Here is a 20320-nt window from a genome sequence, read left to right as displayed (position 1 = left end):
TGAAAGCGGCCCGACGGCGCCGGCGACAGACGCCCGCCCCCTTGCAGTCCGGCGTTTCTCTTGTTTCACTTGGCCTCCCAGCAACTGGAGGAACGAATCATGGCTAAAGGTGCGATGAAGGCGGGCAAGGAAGCTCGGAAGCCGAAAAAAGACGCCAAGAAGCCCGCAGCGGCTCCGGCACTCAAGGCGCCGCCCGTCAAGGCGATGAGGCTCAAGGAAAAGTAAGCCCGCCTCGGAAGATCTTGGACGGTTGAAATCCGGACAAACCGTTTCGGCGCAGATTTTGACACCGGCGGCATGAACGATGCGGCCGGTGTTTTGTTGATCGCACCGGCGCAGCCGCTTGTGTCGAAGCGGCGAGGACGACCTCGCGCCTTCCCATAAATCGGCCGGGACGGCCCGCCATGCTCATGGAATGGAGTGCATCCCGATGTCGTGGATTTTTCTGTTTTTCGCCGGCCTGTTCGAAATCGGCTGGGCGATCGGCCTCAAATACACCGACGGCTTCTCGAAGCCGCTGCCGACGGTGCTCACCGTCGCCTCGATGATCATCAGCCTGGGCCTGCTTGGCCTGGCGCTGAAGACGCTGCCCGTCGGCACGGCCTATGCGGTGTGGACCGGCATCGGCACGGTCGGCACGGCGCTGCTTGGCATCTGGCTGCTGGGCGAGCCTGCGACGGCCATCCGGCTCGCCTGCATTGCGCTCATCGTCTGCGGCATTATGGGGCTGAAGCTCGCCGCCTGAGCTCCGAGGCATCAAACCCTTAAATTAGGCAAACGCCTTCAGGGCCGCTGGAAGGCGACCCTGATGTCCGATCGTTTCGATCGAAGCGTTAGCGGGCGGAGAAGCCCGGAGGCGTCCTGCCGGTACGCTGCTTGCGCGCCGCATAGCGTGCGTCGCGCTTGGCCTTGCGTTCGGCTTCGTCGGCCAGCAAACGGGCAATGCGCTCGTTTTCTTCGGCTTCCTTGATCTTCGCTTCAGCCTGCGCTGCCTCTTCGGCCGCAATACGCGCCGCTTCGGCTGCTGCCTCGCGCTCGGCCTTCTCGACCGCCTCGCGTGCCAGCTTTTCCTGCTTCAGCCTGGCCTTTTCGGCCTCGCGTATTTCGCGAGCCTCAAGAATCGCCTTGCGTCCGGCCTGTTTGGCCAGAACCGCAGGATCATCAGCCGCCGGCTTTGACTTGAAGCGCTCCAGAAGCGCCTTCTTTGCCTCGTTCGCGGCATTGCGCCGCTCGAAAATGTCTTTTTCCCTGTAGATAGCCAAGTCCACTTCCCTGAAGTCAATTCGCGACGCTTACATACGCGCGAAAACCGAGAGTTCAAGCGCCAAAACGGTATGCCAGCCATGAAAGTTTAGGCTGTTGCAGCCGGGAGACGCGTTTTCCCTGAAACAAAGCCGGCCGAAACCGACATGCACTGTTCACTATCCGCCCCTCTGGCGGCCGGGGCGGCTCGCCGCTACCTCTAGCGGCAAATCAGAACATTTGGATGACATGCCATGGAACTCGGTCTCTACACTTTCGCCGACGTCAGCCCGGAGCCCGGCCCCGGCGCGATCGGCTCGCATCAGCGGCTGCGCAATCTGATCGAGGAGGTCGAGCTGGCCGACCAGGTCGGCCTCGACGTCTTTGGTCTGGGCGAACATCACCGCCCCGACTATGCCGCGTCCGCGCCGGTGGTGGCCCTGGCCGCTGCCGCCGAACGCACCAAGCGCATCCAGCTGACCAGCGCGGTCACCGTGCTGTCCTCCGACGATCCGGTTCGCGTCTTCCAGCAGTTCGCAACGCTCGACCTTTTGTCGGGCGGCCGGGCCGAGATCATGGCCGGGCGCGGTTCGTTCATCGAATCCTTCCCGCTGTTCGGCTACAATCTCGAGGACTATGACGAGCTGTTCGCCGAAAAGCTCGATTTGCTGCTGGCCATACGCGACGGCGTCAAAGTTACCTGGTCCGGCAATCTGCGCGCGCCGATCAACGACCGCGGCGTCTATCCGCGGCCGCTGCAGGACAAATTGCCGATCTGGATCGCAATAGGTGGAACGCCGCAATCTGCGGCGCGCGCGGGCGTGCTCGGTTTGCCGCTGGCACTGGCCATCATCGGCGGCGAGCCGGCGCGGTTTGCACCGCTGTTCGACATTTATCGCGATGCCGCAAGGCGGGCCGGTACCGACCCCTCGGGCCTTGCCACCAGCATCAATGTGCACGGCTTCATCGCCGGCACCACTGAACAGGCGGCCGACGATTTCTATGGCCCGCAGGCCGAAGTGATGAACCGCATCGGCCGCGAGCGCGGCTGGGGCCCGACCTCGCGGGCGCATTTCGATCAGTCGCGTGGTCCGAACGGCGCGCTGTTCGTCGGCGATCCGGAGCAGGTGGCGGAAAAGATCGTCGCCCAGCACAAGATCTTCAACAATGACCGCTTCCTGCTGCAGATGGCGATCGGCGCCATGCCGCACGCCAAGATCATGAAGGCGATCGAACTGTACGGCACCAAGGTGGCGCCGATCGTACGCAAGGAGACCGCCAAGCCCGGCGTCGCCGTCGCAGCGCCAGCCGCCTGAGCGACGGGCGGCCCGGATTGAGGGCCTTGCCGGCTAACGGAACCTTGGGCTTGCAGAGGCGTTTCCGTCAGGGGAAAGCACCAATTGCGGTGCGCCGCTGAGGGAAAATCATGAAAGCCGAACCCGCCGCTTTGGGTGCTGGCCTTGCCGAGACCGAAGAGGCGAGAGTTGTGGCGCGTGCCGACACGCATCTGATGCGTTCGCTGCTCATCGGGATCTTCCTGTTCATGGCCATCTACGCGCTGTATTTCGCGCGTGCTTTCTTCATGCCGGTCATCCTCGCCTTCCTGCTGACGCTGACGCTGACACCAATCGTGCGCTTCCTGCGCAAGCGCGGCATTCCGGAAGTGGTTTCGGCGACAATGTTGGTCGTGCTGTCGATCTGCGTCTTCGGCGTTGCCGGCTATCTGCTCAGCGGCCCGGTCATCGACCTTCTCAACAACACCTCGTCGATCGGCCAACAACTTACCGAACGGCTGGCGCAATTACGGCGTCCGCTCGAGAGGATCATGCAGATCTCGCATCAGATCGAACAGATGACGGAGACCTCGCAGGAGCCGGGCATCCAGAAGGTGGCGATGGCACAGTCCGGCGTCCTGTCGGCCGCCGCCAGCAACGTCCTGTCGGCGGGGACAAGCCTGACCATCATCTTCGTGCTGTCGCTGTTCCTGCTGGCGTCAGGCACGATGTTCTATGAGAAGATCATCCAGTCCTTCGCCAGCCTCAGTGAGAAGAAGCGGGCCTTGCGCGTCGTCTATGACGTCGAGCGCGAAATCTCGCATTATCTGCTCACCGTCACCGTCATCAATGCCGGTCTCGGCGCGGTTATCGGCCTTGGCCTGTGGGCGCTCGGCATGCCCAACCCGCTCGTCTGGGGAACGATGGCGGCGCTGCTCAACTTCCTGCCCTATGTCGGCGCGCTGATCACCATCGTGCTGGTCAGCGTCATTGCGATGATCAGCTTCGACTCGATCACCTACGCCCTTTTGGCGCCGGGCTTCGTGCTTTTGTGCGACATCGTCGAAGGCCAGTTCGTTACGCCGATGGTTGTCGGCCGACGCCTCGAGATCAACGCCGTGGCGATCTTCATCGCCATCGCCTTCTGGTCCTGGCTTTGGGGCTTTGTCGGCGCGCTGATGGCGGTGCCGCTGTTGGTCGTCGTCAAAGTGTTCTGCGATCATTTCGATGGCCTCAGCCATGTCGGCAATTTTCTCGCCGCACAGCAGACGGCCGTGGTGGAGGAAGAAGCGGCCGAAGAGAACGGAAAGGCAGCGGCATAAGCTTGCCGCGCCTGCCCGTCATCGCGCATTTGTTGTCTTCAGGCGGAGTGCCTATATCGAGCCGGTCAAGCCGGACCCTGCGATGAAAGATGCCTCCTTCGACCTCGATTCCTATTTCGACCGCATCGGCTATCGCGGCCCGATCGATGCTCCGCTCGGCACGCTGAGCGCGCCGCATCGCCAGCGTCCGCAGGCGATCCCGTTCGAGAATATGGACCCGTTGCTTGGCACCAGCTCGACATCGTCATTCCCGACCGCGCCTTCGAAACCAGGGTCAGGCAGTTGAACATCGTAAAGGCTTGAGGCCCATGACCGCACTTTCCGTTCTCGACCTGTCGCCGATCGTCGAAGGCAGCGACGCCTCGCAATCGCTGGCAAATTCGCTCGACCTGGCCCGCCATGCCGAGCGGCTCGGCTACAGGCGCTACTGGCTGGCCGAGCACCACAACATGCCGGGCATCGCCAGCGCGGCGACCGCCGTCGTCATCGCCCATGTCGCCGGCGGCACCAAGACCATCCGCGTCGGCGCCGGTGGCATCATGCTGCCCAACCATGCGCCGCTGGTGATTGCCGAGCAGTTCGGCACGCTGGCGGCACTGCACCCCGGCCGCATCGACCTCGGCCTCGGCCGCGCGCCCGGCACCGATATGGGAACAGCGCGCGCGCTGCGCCGCAATCTCGAGGCGTCAGACAATTTCCCCCAGGATGTCGTCGAGCTGATGGGCTATTTCCAGCCGGCCGCGGAAGGCCAGCGTATCCACGCCGTGCCCGGCGAAGGCCAGAAGGTGCCGGTCTGGATCCTCGGTTCCAGCCTCTATGGCGCGCAGCTCGCCGCCATGCTCGGCCTGCCCTATGCCTTCGCCTCGCATTTCGCGCCGGCCGAACTGGACCATGCGCTGGAGATCTACCGTTCGCGCTTCCAGCCTTCGGAACAGCTGGACAAGCCCTATGTCATGCTCGGCCTCAACGTTTTCGCCGCACCGACCGATGGAGAGGCAAAACTGCTGTTCACCTCGCTCCAGCAGGCCTTCGTCAATCTGCGCACCGGGCGGGCCGGCCGCCTGCCGCCGCCGGTCGAGGGCTATGACCAGACGCTCGAGCCGATGGCAAAAACCATGATTTCGCAGGCGCTGTCCTGCGCCGTCGTCGGCTCTCCCGAAACCGTCCGGCAAGGCATAGACGCGTTCGTGCGCCGCACCGGCGCAGACGAGCTGATGGTGACCGCGCAGATCTTCGACCATGCGGCACGCGTGCGCTCGTTCGAAATCCTGGCCGAGGCGCATAAATCGCTGTCGCAGGCCGCGTGACGCTTTTGCCTGTGTCTGCTGTGGGCAGGCGCCTTCCTCAGCCAGGAGCCGCCTCTCTCACGCATAGGTGACGTTTTCTTGTGGTTTCGAAGCCCTGACTGGGCGCTTCGCCGGGGGATCGCGCAGATCCTGGGGTTTTGAGCGCGGTTGGAGCACATCCGGGCCGCTGGGCGGCTGTTCAAAGGCGCCAAGCGCGGCGCGGTGGATGCCATGCGCAGAATGCTTGCGCCCGATGCCGCCTGTTCTTATATACGCGCCAAGCCGCCCAGTGCCGGAATGCCGGTTGCCGGAGCGGAATTTCTTGTGAACAGGGGCTTTCGTCGGAACGCCTTACGGGTCCTGAGAGCCTGCTTAGCGGAGAGACTAGAAAAATGGCAAAAGTAATCGGTATCGATCTCGGCACCACCAACTCCTGCATCGCCATCATGGATGGCAAGGAGCCCAAGGTCATTGAAAATGCGGAAGGCGCGCGCACGACGCCTTCCATCGTCGCCATCTCGGGCGACGGCGAACGTCTCGTCGGCCAGCCGGCCAAGCGCCAGGCGGTCACCAATCCTGAAAACACCATCTTCGCGGTCAAGCGCCTGATCGGCCGCCGCTATGACGACCCGGTGACGGAGAAGGACAAGAAGCTTGTCCCCTACAAGATCGTCAGGGGCGACAATGGCGATGCCTGGGTCGAGGCCGGCGGCAAGAAGCAGTCGCCCAGCCAGATCTCGGCCATGATCCTGCAGAAGATGAAGGAAACGGCGGAGGCCTATCTCGGCGAGAAGGTCGAGAAGGCGGTCATCACCGTTCCGGCCTATTTCAATGACGCCCAGCGCCAGGCCACCAAGGACGCCGGCAAGATCGCCGGCCTTGAGGTGCTGCGCATCATCAACGAGCCGACGGCTGCAGCACTTGCCTACGGCCTCGACAAGAAGGATGGCAAGACCATTGCCGTCTATGACCTTGGCGGCGGCACGTTCGACATTTCGGTGCTCGAAATCGGCGACGGCGTGTTCGAAGTGAAGTCGACCAATGGCGACACCTTCCTCGGCGGCGAGGATTTCGACATGCGTCTCGTCGAATACCTGGCGGCCGAGTTCAAGAAGGAACAGGGCATCGACCTGAAGAACGACAAGCTTGCGCTGCAGCGCCTCAAGGAGGCGGCTGAAAAGGCCAAAATCGAGCTGTCGTCGACGACGCAGACCGAAATCAACCTGCCCTTCATCACCGCCGACGCGACCGGCCCCAAGCACCTGACACTGAAGCTGACCCGTGCCAAGTTCGAGCAGCTGGTCGACGATCTCGTCCAGCGCACCATCGAGCCCTGCAAGGCAGCGCTCAAGGATGCCGGGCTGAAGGCTGGCGAGATCGACGAAGTGGTCCTGGTCGGCGGCATGACCCGCATGCCCAAGATCCAGGAGATCGTGAAGCAGTTCTTCGGCAAGGAGCCGCACAAGGGCGTCAACCCGGATGAGGTCGTCGCACTCGGCGCCGCAATCCAGGCCGGCGTGCTGCAGGGCGACGTGAAGGACGTGCTGCTGCTCGACGTGACGCCGCTGTCGCTCGGCATCGAGACGCTGGGTGGCGTGTTTACCCGCCTGATCGAACGCAACACGACCATCCCGACCAAGAAGAGCCAGGTGTTCTCGACCGCTGAAGACAGTCAGTCGGCCGTGACCATCCGCGTCTTCCAGGGCGAGCGTGAAATGGCTGCCGACAACAAGGCGCTCGGCCAGTTCGACCTGGTCGGCATTCCGCCGGCGCCGCGCGGCGTGCCGCAGATCGAGGTCACTTTCGACATCGACGCCAACGGCATCGTCAACGTTTCGGCCAAGGACAAGGGCACCGGCAAGGAGCACCAGATCCGCATCCAGGCCTCTGGTGGCCTTTCGGACGCCGACATCGAGAAGATGGTCAAGGACGCCGAAGCCAATGCCGAGACCGACAAGCAGCGGCGCGCCTTGGTCGAGGCCCGCAACCAGGCCGAGGCGCTGGTGCACTCCTCCGAGAAGTCGCTGAAAGAATATGGCGACAAGGTTTCGGAAACCGAGCGCACGGCGATATCGGAGGCTATCACGGCGCTGAAGGCTGCTGCCGAAGGCGACGATGCCGCCGACATCGAGGCCAAGTCGCAGACGCTTGCCGAAGCATCCATGAAGCTCGGCCAGGCCATGTACGAAGCTTCGCAGAAGGAAGCGGCGGAAGCCGACGCCAAGGCGGACGCGGCCAAGGATAGCGATGTGGTCGACGCCGATTTCGAGGAAATCGACGAAAACGACGAGAAGAAGAAGTCGGCCTGACCGGTTGACGGCAAATAAAGCGGAAAGCCCGGCGCAAAGCCGGGCTTTTTTGCAACCCTCGCTGAAAAAGTGCGGGCCTTGCCGAAAAAGTCACTGAAAAACACAGGCACAAGCGCGCCGGCCCTAGCATCCGGGCAGCACCGCTCCTAAATCGAGACAACGTGCCGGCAAACGACGCAACATGCATCAAGACGTTGAGCATCCGGACTGCGGGAAAAGATGAAAGCTGATTTCTACGAGACGCTGGGCGTGCAAAAGGGCGCCGACGAGAAGGAGCTCAAGAGCGCTTTCCGCAAGCTGGCCATGCAGTTCCATCCCGACCGCAATCCCGGCGATCACTCATGCGAGCATAAGTTCAAGGAAATCAACGAAGCCTACGAAACGCTGAAGGACCCGCAGAAGCGCGCGGCCTATGACCGTTTCGGTCACGCCGCCTTCGAGCAGGGCGGCATGAATGGCGGCGCGCAAGGTTTTGGCGCCGGCGGCTTCGCCGACATTTTCGAAGATATTTTCGGCGACATGATGGGCGGGCGCCAGCGCCGCTCGTCGGGCGGCCGCGAACGCGGCGCCGATTTGCGCTACAATATGGAAATCACGCTGGAAGAAGCGTTTGCCGGCAAGACCGCGCAAATCCGCGTGCCGGCCTCGATCTCATGCACGGAATGCTCCGGGACCGGCGCCAAGCCCGGCACCCAGCCGGTGACCTGCTCGATGTGCCATGGCCACGGCAAGGTACGGGCGACGCAAGGCTTCTTCTCGATCGAGCGTACCTGCCCGCAATGCCAAGGCCGCGGGCAGACGATCAAGGACCCGTGCCCGAAATGCGCCGGCCAGGGCCGCGTCACTGAGGAACGCTCGCTGTCGGTCAATATCCCGGCCGGCATCGAGGATGGCACCCGCATCCGGCTTGCCAATGAGGGCGAGGCGGGCCTGCGCGGCGGCCCATCGGGCGACCTCTATATTTTTCTGGCGGTGAAGCCGCATGAATTCTTCCAGCGCGATGGCGCCGATCTCTACTGCAAGGTGCCGATATCGATGACGACGGCCGCCCTTGGCGGCTCGTTCGAGGTGACGACGCTGGACGGCAGCCAGACCAAGGTGAAAGTGACCGAAGGCACGCAGAACGGCCGCCAGTTCCGCCTCAAGGGCAAGGGCATGCCGGTGCTGCGCCAGCCCAATGTCGGCGACCTCTACATCCAGACCGCGGTCGAAACGCCGCAAAACCTGTCGCGCCGCCAGCGCGAGCTGCTGGAAGAGTTCGAGCAGCTGTCGTCGAAGGACAATTCGCCCCAGTCGAGCGGCTTTTTCGCCCGCATGAAGGACTTTTTCGAATCCTTCGGCGAGCACTGAACCCAAACCAAGGCCGCCACGCTTCCCGAACGTCATCAACATCTTATGCCAGATCGCGCCTTGCCTTGGACCTGTTAGCTGCTAAGTAGCGTTCGGGGAGTGTTGAGGAGAACTTGCATGGCACGTGGTCCGGGATTGCGGAAGGCGCTGGCGGAAAAGTTCGACGACGAACTCAAATTCTTCAAAGGCTGGATCGACAAGCCGAAGTCGGTCGGTTCGATCGTGCCGACAAGCTCCGTCACCGCCCGCAAGATGGCTTCCATCGTCAATCCGAAGTCTGGCCTGCCGGTGCTTGAAGTCGGCCCCGGCACAGGCGTCATCACGCGTGCAATCCTCGCCCAGGGCGTTAAGCCCGAAAACCTCTACGCGGTCGAATATTCCACCGATTTCGTGCGCCATCTGCGCCAGCTCTATCCCGGCGTCAACGTCATCGAGGGTGATGCCTTCAATCTCAACGCCACGCTTGGGGAGAAGAGCGGGATGATTTTCGATTCCGTCGTCTCCGGCGTGCCGCTGCTCAATTTTCCGGTCGCACAGCGGATCGCCTATATTGAAAGCCTGCTAGACCGCATCCCGGTTGGACGGCCGATCGTGCAGCTGACCTATGGGCCGTTGTCGCCGATCCCGCCCGGCCGCGGCAATTACACGGTCAAGCATTTCGACTTCATCTTCCGCAACATCCCGCCGACGCAGCTGTGGATCTACCGGCGCGAAGCGCATTAGCTGGTATTGGGGGCGGGAGAAGTCTCTGGCGCCTTGTAAAGGATCGACGTCTCCCGAAGGAAGCTCGATTGAGGGTCGATCCACATCCTTGACTGTTATCCGCCTCGCAAACTCGTGGCGACCTCTCTGATCGCCGCGCACATGGCCCGCACGGCCGTTGCTTCGGCGCTGCTGGAGAACAGAAGCAGCAGAGGCCGACGCGCACGCGGCTCAAGAGGACGCCTCGCGACGGTTCGCTGCCAATCGGCCGGAAACGCCAGGCCTGGCGCAATCGACAAACCGCGCCCGGCCCCAACCAGAGCAAGCAGCGCCGCCATATCGCTCGCCGACAGGATGACAACTGGCGCAACGCCAAAATCCTGGAACAATTCGGCAAGCATTGGTCCGCAGCCGCCGCTCGACATAATGAATGGCTGGCCGTCGAGAGCGCGGATCGGAAATGACCCGCCTTGGACTGAGTTCTTTTGCGATGACGCCACAAAGAGTTCGTCGTCGACAAGTTCCTCGGCTTGGCAATTGCCGGCGATGTAGGACAGTCCAATATCGGCGGCACCGCGATCGACCCACTCCGCCACCTCGGTATCCGTGCCCAAGAGCAGTTCGACAGCAAGCTCCGGGTGCCGGACGGAAGTAATGTTCAACGCATATGGAGCAATCTTTACCGAGGCGCTGCTGACCAGCGCGAGCCGTACTCTGCCTTTGATGGAGTGTTCCCGTAGGCCGACAAGACGGCCTAAAGCATGCAAAGCGGCGCGCGCCGCGTCCAAAGCCGCCTCGCCGGTTGCGGTGAAAGCGACACCGCGCCGATCACGTATGACGAGGGGCGCGCCAACGATCTCCTCCAGCGCCTTCATTGCATGGCTTATGGCCGATTGAGAAAGACAGAGCCGCTCGGCGGTTTTGGTGAAGCTGCGCGTCTCGCTGAGCGATGTCAGGACGCGCACCATCGTGATGTTGATATTAGCTTTGTTCATGGCTGCCGAAATATCTTTCATTTCGCTCATATTAAAGAGCGCTGTAGGTTTTGTGAAGGTGAGGGAAACGACCCTCGAAATCGGCGAGCGGCTTTCCTGGCCTCTCCGGCATGCAGGCGTGCGGTACGACGAGACTGAAACTGGAGTATCGCATGAGCTACCTTCCGCAATTCCTGACCCTTGCTTCGGTCTTCCTGCTCGGCGCCATGAGCCCAGGACCCGATTTTGTAGCCGTGACTTCCCATGCGCTGATCAGCCGTCGCGCGGGGTTCCATGTGGCGCTTGGCATTGCCGCAGCGATCATGGTGTGGGCGGCTCTCGCGATGTGTGGCCTGGGCCTCGTACTGACGCAGATTGCATGGGCTCACCTTGCCGTCCGGATCGCCGGTGCCGTGTATCTCGGTTACCTGGGCAGCAAGATCCTTTTGTCGGCTTGGCAGGCGCGGCCACCGCTGGCCGTCGGTGGCGCAGAGACCACGGCTCCTTGGCGAAGCGGATTCGTTGTCGGAATTACAAATCCGAAGACGGCCGCGTTCTTCGCGAGCCTGTTCATATCGGTATTGCCGATGCAGGCTCCGATCTGGGTCCAGGCAGTGTCGCTGGCCATAATCGGGCTGGTCGCGATGGCGTGGTTTGGGCTTGTCGCGCTAATGTTCTCCACAAGAAGGGTTCGGTCGGTATATGGCAGCGTCCGCAGGCCGATAGATGCCTTGCTCGGAGTTGCACTCATCGCGCTGAGTGCAAGAATTGCGGTCACCCACTAGCAATAGCCCAGCTGCTCGGCACACCTTCGCGCGCCTGCCCCCCGATCGTTTCCGTTTTTTGAGCCAGTGCGTTGATTTGCGCAGCCTCTGGCTGTACCTGTCCGGGAACAAGAGTGGCCAATGGCTGTGATCGCGAAAATCCTCGTCTTCGCCGGCTCGGTGCGCAGCGGCGCCTTCAGCGGCAGGACCGCCGATGTGGCGCAGAAGGAGCTGGCCATGCAAGGCGCCGAGGTGACGCGCATTTCGCTGGCCGACTATCCGCTGCCGATCATCGACGAGGACCTCGAAAAGGAAAAAGGCGTTCCCGACAACGCCGTGAAGCTCGGCCGGCTGATCGCCGCCCATGACGGGCTACTGATCGCGACGCCGGAATATAATGGCTCGATCCCGCCACTGCTCAAGAACACGATCGACTGGGTAAGCCAGGTGCGCCTCGATGGCGGCTGGCCGGTGAGGCCGCTTGTCGGCAAGGTCGCCGGCCTGTGCTCGTCTTCCAACGGACATTTCGCCGGGATCCGCTGCATCAACCATCTGCGCGCCGTGCTGGTGCGCTGCCAGTTGGAGATGGTGACGCCGGAATGCTCGGTATCCGATGGCGGCAGTGCCTTCGACGGCGACGGCAATTTCAGGGATGAGAGACTGACCAAATCGATGGAGCACCTATGCCGCACGCTGATCGAAACCTCGCGCATGCTGTCGACCCGGACCGGGGCATGATTTCCACAGCCATGCAGGCCCATACCATGAGAGAAAGGCTGATCGTCGGCCTCGACGTGCCGACGGTGAAAGAGGCCGAACAGGCGGTGCAGGAGCTCGACGGCGTCGTCTCCTTCTACAAGATCGGCTATCAGCTGGCCTTCGCCGGCGGGCTCGACTTCGCCAGGGAGTTGGCCAGCGGCGGCACGAAAATCTTCCTCGACATGAAGCTGCTCGACATCGACCACACGGTGGCGAAGGGTGTCGAGAACATCGTGCGCATGGGCATGACCATGCTGACCATCCACGCCTATCCCAAGGCGATGCGAGCCGCGGTGGAGGCCGCCAGGGGCAGCGACCTCTGCCTGCTGGCGGTCAGCGTGCTGACCTCGATGGACGAGCAGGACGTGATCGACGCCGGCTATGAATACGACCCTCACACGCTGGTGCTGAGACGCGCCGAACAGGCGTTGCATGCCGGCATCGGCGGCGTCGTCTGCTCGGCCGAGGAGGCGGAAGCGGTGCGCCGCATCGTCGGACCCGACCTGGCGGTGGTGACACCGGGGATACGGCCCAAGGGCAGCGACCATGGCGACCAGAAACGCGTGGTGACGCCCGGCCAGGCGATCCGCAACGGCTCCAGCCATCTTGTTGTGGGCCGGCCAATCGTGGCGGCAAGCGACAGGCGCGCGGCGGCGGAAGCCATACTGGAAGAGATGCGCGCCGCGTAACGAGGAGAAGAAAATGCCCAAGGGATACTGGATAGCCCGCGTCGATGTGCGCGACGCCGAAGGCTACAAGGACTATGTCGCTGCCGCCAAGCTCGCTTTCGACCGTTTCGACGTGAAGTTCCTTGCCCGTGGCGGTGAGCATGAAAAGGCCGAGGGGCCTGGCCGCGCCCGCAATGTCATTATCGAGTTCGAATCGCTCAGCGCGGCGCACGATTGCTACCACTCGCCGGAGTACCAGCGCGCCGTGGCCATCCGTCAGAAAGTAGCCGATGGCGAGATCGTGCTGGTCGAGGGTATCTGACGCGCGAAGCTGCTCTGCTCAGTGCGGCGCTTCCTCCTGCGCCAGCACCTCCAGTTGATGGCGGTGCCCCGACAGCTCATAGCCGACAACGGTGACGGCCGGCGCTAGCGTGAGTAAGATGAGGCAGACCGCCATGTCGACGCCGGCAAGGGCGGCGATGATGGCAAGTGCGACGACCGCAGCCGTTCCCGCCAGCAGCCAGACATGGAGGGGATCGAAGCGCTGGACGAGATAATAATACAGCGCGTAGATCGCCCCCAGGAACACGCCTAGCGGAATGGCGACCGAGAGCAGGGTCGCTACCGGGCCGATATGGGCCTTGTGCTCGATGAAATAGGCCGCGACATGCAGCCCGGCGCCGGTGGCGACGATGGCCGCCACGATCAGCATCTGGCCATAGCCCCAGACAAAAGAGCGATTGCGGTGCTGGTGCAGCACTGTCCCCGAGGGCAGCATGTAATAGACCCACCACATGCCGAAGGTGAGACCCATTCCGGCAATGCCGATCAAGGCGGCATCGAGGTTCCAGCCCTGCTCCTCGACCACGGCCGACAGCGTCGCCAGCGTGCCGACCACCCCTTCGCCCAGCGCGATGATGGCGAAGAGGCTGTAGCGCTCGGCGACGTGATGCGCGTGCCAGGGCGTGCCGCCATCCCGGCGTTCGGCGATGACCGGTCCGGCAAGCTCGATGAGAAGCAGGACCGCGCCGAAAGCCAGGCTCGTCGCCAGCGAGAAATCGACCAGGATCTGCACCACCCAGCCGATCTGGGCGATCGCGATGGCGATGGCATAGGTGAGACAGGCACGCCGCCGCCCAGGGTCCTGCCGCGCCGCGCGCAGCCATTGGAAGATCATGGCGACGCGCATGATGACGTAGCCCAGCACCATCACCGAATTGTTGAGGTGTTCGCCATGCTCGATCGAGGCGAACATGCGCGGCAGGCCGATGGCCAGCACCAGCACGCCGATCATCTGCACCATGGTGACGAGGCGGAAGATCCAATCGTCGGTGTCATAGGCGGAGGAAAACCAGGAGAAATTGATCCACGCCCAGCAGATCGCGAAGCTGGCAAAGCCGAAGCCGATCAGCGCCGCCGCGTAGTGGCCCTCGGCCAAGGCATGCGCCAGTTGCGACGAGGCAAGGCTGAAGGCGGTGACGAAGGTCAGATCGAACAGCAGCTCGAGCGGCGTGGCGACGCGATGCGCCTCATGCGGATCGCGCCCGGCCATGCGCCTTATGTGATGATGGAGGGAGCTTGCTGGTGTGCTCATCGCGCGGCCTTGCCTGAGGACTGTCCCGCGACACTAAAGGTGGAGCAAAAGCCGTCAAGGCGCGGTAGGTCGTGCCGGTCCCCGCGGCCTTTCAGATCGCCTGTCGGTTCAGTCGGTTCGCCGCCGTCTCGGCAACCGCATCGGCCAGCGTCATGCTCCATTGCAGCCGGCAATAGGCGCGGAAATCGAAGCAGGGCAGGCCGGGACAGACTTCGAACTCGATGAGGTGGGCATGATCGGTGGCCTCGACCCTGAAATCGATGGAAAACACGTCGCGCAGGCCAAGTCCGCTGACCAGCCGCTCGGCGATGCGGCGGATGGTTGCCGCGGCTGCCGGCTGGGTGTCGGCAACCGCCTCCAGCACCGGCTCGCTGTATAGTCCAGCCGCCTTGGCGGCCTCGCCGGTGTCGCCGTAAAGCGCCATCGAGTCCGCCATGGTCTGGAAATCGCCGCCGGAGTCGACGAACGCAATGCCGAGCGCTTCCGCCCCGGCATCCGTTTGCAGCCCAAGGAAGCTGGCGCGGACATTGCGACCGCCGACATAGGGCTGGACGACGACATCGTCGCGATAAGCGGCATAGACCCGCCGGCTAAGCTCCAGCGCATGGGCCAGGTCGTTGCAGCGTGAATCCGGCCAGATGCCTACCTTAGAGCCGAGCCGGTTCGGCTTGACGAACCAGCCGGCTTCCGAAGCTGGCGGGGCGGCCAGCCAGCGGCCGTCGCGGGCCAGGCCTGCCTGCGGCGCCGGCAGGCCGAGCGCGCAAAGCACGGCGCCGGAGCGGAACTTGTCCTGGCAAAGCGCGAACAGCGCATCGTCGGCTCCGATGGTTCTAAGCCCATTCAGCCTGGCAAGTGCGGGCGCTGCAGCACCGCGGAAATAGGCAATGCCGTCGGTCAGCGTCCAGACAAGCGTGGTTGCGGGATCGGCCTTCGCCAGCGCGCTTGACGCATCGTCGAGTGCAACCGGCATGAAGGCGAGGCCGCGCCGCCCGCAAGCGGCGGTGATTTCATCGAATTCGGGCGCGAGATCGGTCGATTGCGCCAGATAGGACGAGATTTCCAAGGCACGCTCGGCAGGAAAACCATCGGCGACCAGCCTGTCGAAACAGGCCTTTTCAGGCTCGTAGACGAGGATCAAGGTCGGGCGCGGCATGGGTCAAAGCTTCTCGGTGATGCAGCCACACCATCGCACGGCCAATGCGATCGGCTTGCGCGAAATCGACCCGCGCCCGCCGCCTGCACGACAACCGGTACGCTCAGGCGATCAGCACGCGCGGCTCGAAGCGGCCGTTGACGGGGATGTCGAGCAGGAAGGTCATGCCGGCCTGTGGGTCGAGCTTGCGCTGCTTGTCGTCCTTGCCTTTCCAGGCCGAGGTCACCGCCAGCCGATCGGCCTTGGCGCCGACAAAGGCCGGGCACGAGGACTGCCCCGCCGGCACGGCAATCTCGCGCAACAATGTGCCGTCCGGCGCATAAGCCTTCACTGCCTTGCCGCCCCAGACCGCGTTCCACAGCACGCCGTCACGGTCGACAACCGAGCCGTCGACATAGCCCCGCGACGAGCGATGGTCGACGAACACTTTGGACTCGCCGACCGGCAGGCCCGTCGCCGGATCGCAGGCGACGCGCATCAACAGGCCGGTCGCGGTATCGGTGTAGTAGGCGATCGTTCCATCCTGCGAGAAACAGATCGAGTTCGACACGGTGATGCCGGTGTAAAGCGTGCGCAATTCGCCCTTGAAGAACCAGTAGATGGCGCCCGCGCCCTTCTCCTCACCCTTGCCCATCGTGCCGACCCAGAAGGCGCCACAAGGGTGGACGCGCGAATCGTTGGAGCGGGTCAGCGCATTGTCGGCCTCGATGGGCGTATGCAGCGTCAGCTTGCCGGTCGAGACGTCGCGGACATGCAGGCCGGTCTCGGTGGCGATGAGCTGGCGATGGTCGTCGATGATGGCGATGGCGCTGGCCATCTGGCCGAGGTCGTGGACCTTCAGCGCGCCGGAAGCGACGCCCTGCTCCAGCAGAAGGCCGTTGACGATGTCGAACCAGAACAGCGTATCGGTGGCGGGATCGTAGCTCGGCCCCTCGCCGAGTTCGCAGACATGGTCCGAGAAAACCGAAACGTTTTCCATCATGCCGCTCCGCCGAAGGCCGCATCCCAGGCCGTCACCGCCGCCTGCGCGCGCGAGGCCACCTCGTCGACGCTCATGCCGGGTTTGAACAGGCTGGAGCCAAGACCAAAAGCAGTCACCCCAGCGGCTTTGTAGCCGGCAAAGTCTTTGTCGGAAACGCCGCCGACGGCGCCGACCACGGTATCGGCCGGCAGCACGGCCCGCATCGCCGAAATGCCGCTAGGCCCGAGCACGCTTGCCGGGAAGAATTTGAGCGCCGAAGCCCCAAGCCTAATCGCCTGAAAAGCTTCGGTGGGGGTGAACACGCCTGGCATCGTCACCATGCCATGGTGCATGGCGCGGGCCATGACGTCGGCATCGATGTTGGGGCTGACCAGCAAGCGCCCGCCGGCCTTGGCCAAGGTGTCGACATCGGCTGAAGTCAGCACCGTGCCGGCGCCGACCAGCGCTGTCTTGGGCAATGCGGTGACAATGCTGGCGATCGATGAAAACGGTTCCGGCGAATTGAGCGGCACCTCGATGGCTTCGATGCCGGCGTCAAACAGCGCCTGGCCGATGGCAACCGCCTCGCTGGGTTTGAGGCCGCGCAGAATGGCGACAAGACCACGATTGAGCTTCGGGAAGGGTGCGGTCTGGGTCACGCTATCACTCCACTCTGGTGAGTCATTTGGCGATCATGCCATTTTCTCGCGCCGCCTCGATAAGGCCGGCACGCACCGCCTCGTCGGCGTCGACCGTCCTGACGGCAAGCGCTGCAAGGTCGAGCGCCTGGCGGTAGAGGGCTGCTAGCGACCCCGAGGCGACCAGCACAATTGCGGTGGTGCTTTCGCCATAGCGGCGGCCTGCCGAGGCGATCTCGCCGCCGATCAGCAGGCCGGACAAACAAGCGGCGGCATCGTCGGCCTTGAGGTCCTGCAGCAGGCCGGCGGCGCGGATCGAGAACAGCCGCGAGGTGACATCGCCGCCCTCGGCCAAAGCCTTGCGGCACCATTCCCGGAACAACGGATTGTCCGGAATGACCGGCTTCGGGCTCTCGCCCAGCGAATGGCGCAGGATCGAGTGAGTGGCCAGCACCGAAAACAGCTCTCCGGTCGGCCAGGTGCAGAAGCCGTCGACCGCGCCGTCTTCAACCAGAACCCACTTCGAATGGGTGCCGGGCATGCAGACGAGATGGCGACCTTTTGCCGGCAAACCGGCGCCGGCAAGCTGGGTTTCCTCGCCGCGCATTACGTCCGGCGCATCTTCCAGGCGCTGCGCCAGGCCAGGCACGATGCGGATGTCGCGGCTCTGGCCGGGAATGCAGGCGGCCCCCGCGAGGATGGCACTGAGCGGCGCCGGCACGGTGACGTAAGGCGCTTCCAGCCAACCCTGGCGCGAGCCGGCCATGCCGCAGATGATGACCGGCAGTGTGTCAGGTGCGCCGAGCGCCGCCAGATGGCCCTCGAGGATGATCGAAAAGCCTTTTTGCTGCGCGGTGATCAACCCATCATCGCCGCGACGCTCGGCAAGCACCCCGCCCGCCTCGTCGACCAGCCAGACCCGCATGCGGGTCGTGCCCCAGTCGACGGCGGCGACTGCCGGCGTGCCTTTTGCCGGATTTTGATTCACCGGGCTCACAGGAAACCCCCGTCGACGATCAACATCTGCGCCGTCAGCATACGTGAGGCGTCGGAGGCCAGGAACAGCACTGTGCCGACGATGTCGTCGGGCTGCATGACCTGCTTGATGCATTGCTTGGCGACATGGGCGGCGAGCCTCTCCTCGGTGACCCAGAGTTCCCGCTGCCGCTCGGTGATCACCCAGCCCGGCGCAATCGCATTGACGCGGATGCCGTCGACCCCAAGCTTGCCCGCGAGACCTTTGGTGAGGCCGAGTATGCCGGCCTTGGCGGCGGTGTAGGCCGGCATATCGGGGTGGTTGATGAGATAGGAGGTTGAGGTGAAGTTGATGATCGACCCGCCGCCGGCCCGCTTCATGCCCGGCGCGACCGCCTGTGCGGTGAAGAAATGCGGGCGCAGATTGACGGCGAGATTGTTGTCCCAGAACTCGACGGTAACGTCGGCGACCTCGTGGCGTTCGTCCCAGGCGGCATTGTTGACCAGCACGGTGACGTCGCCATGCGCCTCAGCCGCTTTGGCGGCCGAAGCGCGCAACGCCTCGACGTCACGCAAATCGGTCTTGAGGTAGAGCGGTCGCCGGCCAAGTTCTTTTTCGACGCGGTCGGCAAGCAGCGTGCTTAGGCCATCGGCGATGTCGATGAAGGCGACATGGGCGCCCTGGCGAACGAAGCCCTCGGTCAGTGCCGCACCAATTCCGGAACCGCCGCCGGTGATCAGCACCGAGGCTCCCCTGAGGTCGGCAAAATCGGCCGATGGCATCATATTTTTCTCTCCCGATCCGGTCGGCGCGCATCCTATCCAGCCAAGTCCGGGGAGCAAGGGCGAAAACGGCGATTTGTTTGGCTTATGTCAGACAAAAGGACGCAAGATGGCGGCCACAGTCGATCTTGGCTCGCACCGCTGACTTGCTCGACGCAGGCAAGACCGCCGGTCAGACTGCCTTGGCGTAGAGGGCGCCGCGATAGGAATCGCGGAGGTAGCCGAGCGTGGCGTCGGCGTCGACCGGTTTGCCGAAGAGATAGCCCTGGCCGCCGGCGCAGCCGAACTGGACGAGGCGGTCGGCCTGCGCCTCCTCCTCGATGCCTTCGGCGACGACATCCATGCCGAGCCCTTCGCACATGGCCAGAATGGCGCGGATGATGTGTTCCGACGGGCGGTCGTCGAGGATCGAGGAGACGAAGGCGCGGTCGATCTTGAGCTTGTCGAAATGGAATTCGCGCAAGCGGCCGAGCGAGGACTGGCCGGTGCCGAAATCGTCGAGCGAGACTCGGATGCCGACGCGACGCAGGTCCTCGACGATCTTCTCGGCCGAGGCCGGATCGTTCATCAGGCCGGTTTCGGTGATCTCGATCTCCAGCCGTCGCGGATCGAAGCCGGTGCGGTCGAGGATCGACAATATGTGCAGGCCGGTGTTCTGGTCGACGAGTTGCGAGGGCGACAGGTTGAAGGACAGGAACAGGTCCTTCGGCCAGCTGCGCGCCGCTTCGGTCGCCTTGCGCAGCACCAGCTGCGATAGCGGGCCGATGATGCCGCGCTCTTCGGCGATCGGGATGAACACGGTCGGCGGCACCACGCCGAGGTCGCGATCGGTCCAGCGCGCCAGCGTCTCGAAGCCGATGGTGCGGCGGGTGGTCAAATCGACGATGGGCTGGAAATGCGGTTCGACCTCACCGGCCGAGACGGCACGGCGCAGCGCCTGTTCGATGCGGGTGACGCGCTTGGCCGCCTCTTCCATTTCGCGGGTGTAGACGACGACCCGGCCACGGCCCGAACGCTTGGCGTGGTAGAGCGCCGTTTCGGCCTTGTTGACGAGGATTTCCGTGGTTTCGTCGCCGGAATAAAAGAGCGAGCAGCCGACCGAGGCCGAAAGCCTGGCGGTGCGTTCGCCGACATCGTAGGGCGCCGACAGGATTTCGATCATCATGCGCGACTTCTCGGCCGCCGCTTCCTCCGAGAACACCATCGGATACAGGAAGGCGAATTCGTCGGCGCCGATGCGGCAAACGGTGGAGTGGCTGTCCATCGAAGCGCGCAGCCGCATTGCCACCTGGATCAATATGTCGTCGCCGGCCTTGTGGCCGAACAGATCGTTGATCGGCTTGAAGCCGTCGAGGTCGAGAATGCCGACCGTGAACGGCGCGGGATCGTCCGCACGGTCGCTGATCAGGCGATCGACCTTGTCGAAGAAGCGGCGATGGTTGCCAAGCCCGGTCAGCGCATCGGTGAACGCCAGATCCGAGTTTTCCCTGCTTGCCTGCCCGGTGCCAAACGTCGTTTGCATCGGTATCCCTGTTTGTGACGCCCGAAATTTAGGCTGAGACTGGC

General features: G+C 63.6%; 22 protein-coding genes. 13 read left to right on the top strand and 9 right to left on the bottom strand.

Features of this window, described 5'->3' with window-relative positions:
* Window positions 1–99 precede the first annotated feature (99 nt).
* Window positions 100–225, top strand: a complete 126-nt coding sequence (locus tag X728_RS1000000172095; protein ID WP_006200611.1) for a hypothetical protein — start codon at window positions 100–102, stop codon at window positions 223–225.
* 205 nt (window positions 226–430) lie between these two features.
* Window positions 431–745, top strand: a complete 315-nt coding sequence (gene sugE, locus X728_RS145870; protein ID WP_023681326.1) for a quaternary ammonium compound efflux SMR transporter SugE — start codon at window positions 431–433, stop codon at window positions 743–745.
* Between the two features lie 88 nt (window positions 746–833).
* Here the strand turns inward: sugE and X728_RS145875 are convergent, their stop codons facing one another.
* Window positions 834–1262 (bottom strand): DUF6481 family protein, encoded by a 429-nt coding sequence (locus X728_RS145875; protein ID WP_023832245.1) that lies wholly within the window; start codon window positions 1260–1262, stop codon window positions 834–836.
* A gap of 234 nt (window positions 1263–1496) precedes the next feature.
* On the opposite strand from X728_RS145875, the gene X728_RS145880 reads away from it, so the two are divergent.
* The 7 genes from X728_RS145880 to pmtA all read left to right on the top strand — a co-directional run bounded on the left by X728_RS145880 (window position 1497) and on the right by pmtA (window position 9506).
* Window positions 1497–2558 (top strand): LLM class flavin-dependent oxidoreductase, encoded by a 1062-nt coding sequence (locus X728_RS145880; protein ID WP_023832244.1) that lies wholly within the window; start codon window positions 1497–1499, stop codon window positions 2556–2558.
* A gap of 110 nt (window positions 2559–2668) precedes the next feature.
* Complete coding sequence (locus X728_RS145885; protein ID WP_023673203.1) at window positions 2669–3838, top strand: AI-2E family transporter; 1170 nt, start codon at window positions 2669–2671, stop codon at window positions 3836–3838.
* An 82-nt stretch (window positions 3839–3920) separates the two neighbouring features.
* Window positions 3921–4124: an arylamine N-acetyltransferase gene (locus X728_RS145890; protein ID WP_023673202.1), complete on the top strand. Its 204-nt coding sequence runs from the start codon at window positions 3921–3923 to the stop codon at window positions 4122–4124.
* 22 nt (window positions 4125–4146) lie between these two features.
* Complete coding sequence (locus X728_RS145895; RefSeq protein ID WP_023673201.1) at window positions 4147–5145, top strand: LLM class flavin-dependent oxidoreductase; 999 nt, start codon at window positions 4147–4149, stop codon at window positions 5143–5145.
* A 371-nt stretch (window positions 5146–5516) separates the two neighbouring features.
* The gene (gene dnaK, locus X728_RS145900) at window positions 5517–7433 is read left to right on the top strand and encodes a molecular chaperone DnaK (protein ID WP_023832243.1); all 1917 of its coding nucleotides are present in this window, start codon (window positions 5517–5519) and stop codon (window positions 7431–7433) included.
* Between the two features lie 219 nt (window positions 7434–7652).
* Complete coding sequence (gene dnaJ / locus X728_RS145905) at window positions 7653–8783, top strand: molecular chaperone DnaJ (RefSeq protein WP_023681322.1); 1131 nt, start codon at window positions 7653–7655, stop codon at window positions 8781–8783.
* Window positions 8784–8900: 117 nt separating this feature from the next.
* The gene (pmtA, locus tag X728_RS145910; RefSeq protein WP_023725310.1) at window positions 8901–9506 is read left to right on the top strand and encodes a phospholipid N-methyltransferase PmtA; all 606 of its coding nucleotides are present in this window, start codon (window positions 8901–8903) and stop codon (window positions 9504–9506) included.
* Window positions 9507–9601: 95 nt separating this feature from the next.
* On the opposite strand, the gene X728_RS145915 is transcribed toward pmtA, so the two are convergent.
* The gene (locus X728_RS145915) at window positions 9602–10510 is read right to left on the bottom strand and encodes a LysR family transcriptional regulator (protein WP_023681320.1); all 909 of its coding nucleotides are present in this window, start codon (window positions 10508–10510) and stop codon (window positions 9602–9604) included.
* Window positions 10511–10632: 122 nt separating this feature from the next.
* Here X728_RS145915 and X728_RS145920 point away from each other — a divergent pair, with 122 nt between their 5' ends.
* The 4 genes from X728_RS145920 (at window position 10633) to X728_RS145935 (ending at window position 12972) form a co-directional block, all read left to right on the top strand.
* Window positions 10633–11244, top strand: a complete 612-nt coding sequence (locus X728_RS145920) for a LysE family transporter (protein ID WP_023687486.1) — start codon at window positions 10633–10635, stop codon at window positions 11242–11244.
* Between the two features lie 120 nt (window positions 11245–11364).
* Entirely contained in the window at window positions 11365–11961 is a 597-nt protein-coding gene (locus tag X728_RS145925) for an NADPH-dependent FMN reductase (RefSeq protein WP_023832242.1), read from the top strand.
* A complete protein-coding gene (gene pyrF, locus X728_RS145930; protein WP_023714462.1) occupies window positions 11958–12671 on the top strand; it encodes an orotidine-5'-phosphate decarboxylase in 714 nt (237 codons plus the stop codon). The genes X728_RS145925 and pyrF overlap by 4 nt, the downstream gene beginning before the upstream one ends.
* 13 nt (window positions 12672–12684) lie before the next feature.
* On the top strand, window positions 12685–12972 hold the full coding sequence (locus X728_RS145935) for a DUF1330 domain-containing protein (protein WP_023681317.1): 288 nt from the start codon (window positions 12685–12687) through the stop codon (window positions 12970–12972).
* Window positions 12973–12990: 18 nt separating this feature from the next.
* On the opposite strand, the gene X728_RS145940 is transcribed toward X728_RS145935, so the two are convergent.
* From X728_RS145940 to X728_RS145970, 7 genes are all read right to left on the bottom strand, one after another.
* Entirely contained in the window at window positions 12991–14244 is a 1254-nt protein-coding gene (locus X728_RS145940; protein WP_027049051.1) for a low temperature requirement protein A, read from the bottom strand.
* Window positions 14245–14335: 91 nt separating this feature from the next.
* Window positions 14336–15397 carry a hypothetical protein gene (locus X728_RS145945; protein ID WP_023814537.1) on the bottom strand — a complete coding sequence of 354 codons (1062 nt, stop codon included), beginning with the start codon at window positions 15395–15397 and terminating at the stop codon, window positions 14336–14338.
* A 103-nt stretch (window positions 15398–15500) separates the two neighbouring features.
* On the bottom strand, window positions 15501–16376 hold the full coding sequence (locus tag X728_RS145950; protein ID WP_196814867.1) for an SMP-30/gluconolactonase/LRE family protein: 876 nt from the start codon (window positions 16374–16376) through the stop codon (window positions 15501–15503).
* Complete coding sequence (locus tag X728_RS145955) at window positions 16376–17017, bottom strand: 2-dehydro-3-deoxy-6-phosphogalactonate aldolase (protein WP_023832241.1); 642 nt, start codon at window positions 17015–17017, stop codon at window positions 16376–16378. Before X728_RS145955 ends, X728_RS145950 begins: the two co-directional genes overlap by 1 nt.
* 22 nt (window positions 17018–17039) lie before the next feature.
* A complete protein-coding gene (locus tag X728_RS145960; RefSeq protein ID WP_031195696.1) occupies window positions 17040–17984 on the bottom strand; it encodes a 2-dehydro-3-deoxygalactonokinase in 945 nt (314 codons plus the stop codon).
* A gap of 5 nt (window positions 17985–17989) precedes the next feature.
* Window positions 17990–18757, bottom strand: a complete 768-nt coding sequence (locus X728_RS145965; protein WP_023701956.1) for an SDR family oxidoreductase — start codon at window positions 18755–18757, stop codon at window positions 17990–17992.
* 169 nt (window positions 18758–18926) lie between these two features.
* Window positions 18927–20276, bottom strand: coding sequence for an EAL domain-containing protein (locus X728_RS145970; RefSeq protein WP_023681311.1), 1350 nt, complete (start codon window positions 20274–20276; stop codon window positions 18927–18929).
* Window positions 20277–20320: the final 44 nt, after the last annotated feature.

The organism is Mesorhizobium sp. L103C119B0 (assembly GCF_000502235.1).
Classification (GTDB): Bacteria; Pseudomonadota; Alphaproteobacteria; order Rhizobiales; family Rhizobiaceae; genus Mesorhizobium.
Note: the sequence above shows the minus strand (reverse complement) of the source record. Positions and strands in the feature narration are given on the sequence as shown.